The following is a 3,310-nucleotide window of genomic DNA, read 5'->3' on the forward strand; positions in this document are numbered from 1 at the left end:
CATATGCGAGCCCCAAAGCACCAAAGTAAGTGCCGCAACCGCCATCAACGCCGCGGTGACTGCGAGGGCCATGTGGATGTTGGTGTCGGCCATGCGGCCGCCGGCAACATTACCGATCACGGCAGCGATGCCAAACCCGAGCAGAGCCAGGGCAATCGGTCCGGTTGTAAGGAGTGTCACCTGTTCGAGGAAGGGACGCACATAGACCGAGCCGGCAAAATGCCCCGTCATCAGCAAAACAATAGCCAGCATGCCGAGTTGGATGCCGCGCCGCCGGGTCAGCCGAAATACATCTGCAAGGCTGTTGCTTGCCGTTGCAGGCAAGGTCGGCAGGCTGAGAAACTGCAGCAGCATGGCAAGCGCGGCCAGCCCCGCCGTCATGGCCATGGCACTGCGCCACCCTATCCAGTCACTGATCAACGCGCCCATCGACGGTGCGGCAATGGTGGCAAGCGAGACGCCGAGGGTGACGATCGCCATGCCCCGACCTGTCGCATTGGCGCCAACCAGCCTCGCCACGACGGCGACCGAAAGTGCCCAGAAAGCGCTGAGAGCGATGCCCAGCCCGGCCCGGCCCAACAGCAACAGCCAGAAATCGGTCGCCAGCGCCGCCAGGATATTGGAACCGACCGCAAGAGCGCTGAGACCAACCAGCACCGCCTTGCGGTTCAAGCGGCCGATGAGAACATTGCTCAACATGGCCGTCACGGCGCCGACGGAAGCGGTGGCGGTGACGACCTGGCCGGCCGTCCCCTCGCTGATGCCGAGATCGCGTGCCATTGGCGTCAGCAGACCTGCGGGCAGGAATTCGGCCGACACCAGGGCAAAGCTGGTGGCCGCCAATGAAATGACCGCGAACCAGGTGGCTGAACTCCACGCGGCTGGTGCATCGGCATCAAGGCCAATCGCGGCGTCTTCAATCTGTAATGTTGTGTCAGTCACGGAAAGATCTCCAAAGTTTGGAGGTCTTAAATAGGCGAGTCCGCTCGGATGATATGTATCTTAGAATCCGAAATTCATATCCATTCGTCCGGGAATTGTGCGGCGCACAACGCCCGGCGAGACATTGGTGATGCGCTTGAACGCGCGCGCGAAGGATGCCTCGGAATCATAGCCCAAACGGGTAGCGACTTCGGCAACCGACAAGCCGTTTTGGCCCAGCAATTCGCGGGCAAGCTGCATACGCAGGCGGGCGAGATAGTGTGCGGCACCCTCCCCCAATACCGCACTGAAACGCTCGGCGAAAATCGAACGCGATTGGCCTGCCACGCCGGCCAGGCTTCCCAGCGTCCAGTTGTGGCCGGGGTCGCGGTGCATGGCCGCCAAAGCGCGGCCTATATGGGGGTCGCGGATGGCTGCGAGCCAACCGGTGGTCGAGGCTCCGTTGCAATTGACCCAGCAGCGTATGAGCCGGGCCGTCAGCAAGTCGGCCATACGCGACAGAATCGTGGCGCTGCCCATCTGCGGTTGCGAGGCCTCCACCGTCATGGCCGCCAGCAAAGGACCGACGACCGGGTCATTGCCGGCCACGTCGCAACCCTTGATGACGGGCGGCATCAACGTTATCAATGGGTTGAGCGCATAGGAGTCCAAGGCCATGGAGCCGCAGAAAAGGGTGCTCGTGGCGCCCGTTCCTTGCCGTACCACTTCGCAGACGTTGCCCCCCAACTTGATCACCTGGCAACCTTCGAGCGAGTCCCCTGCAACGTCCGGCGCGCTCGCCAGCCGATGGGCGATGCCTTGCGGCAGCAGCACCAGATCGCCATCGCGCAACTCCTGCCAGCCTTGCGATTCAGTATGAATCCAGCACGGGCCCTGGCCGACAAAGTGAAACCGAAGCAGCTGTTGTTGCGGAAAGTCTATGCTCCATGGGTGCCGGAGCTCGCAGCGGCCATAGTTGACACCACTCAAGCGAAAGTCTTGCAGAACTTCGCTGAGCGCATCCATCGGGATATGTGGCGTCGAAGACGGACGGGACGAATAGTCAGGCATATACCTGATATAGATGCCGAACGTCCGGCAGGCAAGCGGGGACCGTTGTTCCACCAGGTGAATCGTTGCAGCGGCGCCCTACCCTTCCCGGCAGATTTCTCGCCTTGCCTCCCACTCCAACTGCATGCAAGGAGTTTCTGCTAGACACAGGGACAAGAGGCATGGCGGCGGAAGCATCGGGCAGTGATCTGGTTCAGGTGGTGGCACTGCTTGCTGCCGGCGTCGTTGCCGTTCCGATCTTCAAGCGCATGGGCCTTGGCTCGATCCTCGGCTATCTGGCCGCCGGCGTGGTGATCGGTCCGTTCGGCTTCGGCGTCTTTTCCGAATCGGAAGCCATTCTTCATGTCGCCGAGCTCGGTGTGGTGATGTTCCTGTTCATCATCGGGCTGGAAATGCAGCCGTCGCGGCTGTGGGGCCTGCGCCGTGAGATCTTCGGCCTCGGCGCGCTGCAGGTCGGCGTCTGCGCGCTTCTGCTGACCGGTGTCGGCATGGCTGGAGGGTTTCCGATCGCGCAATCCTTCGTCGCCGGCGCCGGCTTCGTGCTGACCTCGACGGCGATCGTCATGCAACTCCTGGAGGAACGCGGTGAAATCGCCGCACCGAAAGGCCAGCGCATCGTATCGGTCCTGCTGCTCGAGGATCTTGCCATCGTGCCGCTGCTGGCCCTGATCGCGTTCCTGGCGCCCGGCGGTACCGACACCAGCCTGATGGAGCGGCTGACCGAAATCGGCATCGGCCTTGCCGCGATCATCGGCCTGGTGGTGGCCGGCCGTTATCTGCTCAACCCGTTCTTCCGCATCCTGGCGGATGCCCGTGCCCGCGAGGTGATGACGGCGGCGGCACTTCTGGTCGTCCTTGGCTCCGCCCTCGCCATGCAGCTCAGCGGCCTGTCGATGGCGATGGGTGCCTTCCTGGCCGGCGTGCTTTTGTCTGAATCGACCTTCCGCCACCAACTCGAAGCCGACATCGAACCCTTCCGCGGCATCCTGCTTGGCCTGTTCTTTCTCGCGGTAGGCATGTCGCTCGACCTGCATGTGGTCGCGGCGAACTGGCGGCTGATCGCCATCTATGTCGTCGCCTACATGGTGATGAAGGCATTCGGTATCTACATCGTCGCCCGCATCCTGAAATCAGGTCACCGCGAAGCCCTGGAGCGCGCGGTCTTCATGGCACAAGGCGGCGAATTCGCCTTTGTCCTTTACTCGGCGGCCGCGGCGGTCGGCATCATCGATGGCCAGGCCAACGCGACGCTGACGGCGATCGTCATCATCTCCATGGTGCTGACGCCGCTGGCCATCATCGCCTTGCGCTATCTGAC

3 protein-coding genes are annotated in these 3,310 nt (G+C 62.6%); 1 reads left to right on the plus strand and 2 read right to left on the minus strand.

The features are described 5' to 3' along the window. Both EN939_RS26455 and EN939_RS26460 read right to left on the minus strand, forming a co-directional pair. Positions 1–942, minus strand: a 942-nt coding sequence (locus EN939_RS26455; RefSeq protein ID WP_164751232.1) for an MFS transporter, incomplete at its 3' end; no start/stop codon positions are given. 60 nt (positions 943–1,002) lie between these two features. After that, a complete protein-coding gene (locus EN939_RS26460) occupies positions 1,003–1,992 on the minus strand; it encodes an AraC family transcriptional regulator (RefSeq protein WP_023813030.1) in 990 nt (329 codons plus the stop codon). A gap of 161 nt (positions 1,993–2,153) precedes the next feature. Between EN939_RS26460 and EN939_RS26465 the strand changes: the two genes are divergently transcribed. Beyond that, the coding region (locus tag EN939_RS26465; RefSeq protein WP_206528341.1) for a monovalent cation:proton antiporter-2 (CPA2) family protein at positions 2,154–3,310 on the plus strand (1,157 nt) is incomplete at its 3' end.

This window comes from Mesorhizobium sp. M7A.F.Ca.CA.002.05.1.1 (assembly GCF_003998335.1).
GTDB lineage: Bacteria > Pseudomonadota > Alphaproteobacteria > Rhizobiales > Rhizobiaceae > Mesorhizobium.

Coding starts and splice junctions, on each gene's coding strand:
- EN939_RS26460 (WP_023813030.1), bottom strand. CDS start 1,992: ATGCCTGACTATTCGTCCCGTCCGTCTTCGACGCCACATATCCCGATG.